This is a genomic window from Salinarimonas soli (assembly GCF_008386575.1).
Taxonomy (GTDB): domain Bacteria; phylum Pseudomonadota; class Alphaproteobacteria; order Rhizobiales; family Beijerinckiaceae; genus Salinarimonas_A; species Salinarimonas_A soli.
The window spans coordinates 1-509 of the sequence record NZ_VUOA01000209.1 but is presented as its reverse complement, the minus strand read 5'-3'; the positions used below and the strand labels follow the sequence as shown (position 1 = coordinate 509).

The 509-nt window shown below is 51.1% G+C and carries 1 protein-coding gene; it reads left to right on the top strand.

Annotation, left to right across the window (positions count from 1 at the left end; genetic code table 11):
• Window positions 1-43 precede the first annotated feature (43 nt).
• On the top strand, window positions 44-496 hold the full coding sequence (locus tag F0L46_RS27870; RefSeq protein ID WP_149822427.1) for an EF-hand domain-containing protein: 453 nt from the start codon (window positions 44-46) through the stop codon (window positions 494-496).
• Window positions 497-509 lie beyond the last annotated feature (13 nt).

Here is a 509-nt window from a genome sequence, read left to right as displayed (position 1 = left end):
CTGCCAGTGAAGACCGGGAGGGAACCGACAAACACCACACAAAATGAGCGACCTCAGCAAGAACGACGTTGAAAGGGCGTCTTTCGCCTTCTCAATCTACGACTTTGAAGGCAAAGGCAAGATCGATGCCTTCAACCTTGGCGATCTCCTGAGAGCGCTCAACTCAAACCCCACACTGGCAACCATCGAGAAACTCGGTGGTACAAAGAAGAAGGGCGAGAAGCTGCTCACACTCGAAGAGTTCCTTCCCATCTACAGCCAAGCAAAGAAAGACAAAGACCAGGGAGCGTATGAAGATTTCCTGGAATGTCTGAAGCTGTATGACAAGAACGAAAACGGTCTCATGCTTGGCGCTGAGCTCACACACGCGCTTCTTGCATTAGGTGAGAAGCTTGACGACAGTGAAGTCGCTGAAGTCACAAAGGACTGCATGGACCCTGAAGACGATGACGGCATGATCCCCTACGCAGCATTCCTGAAGAAGGTCATGGCGTAGAAGACATCACAAC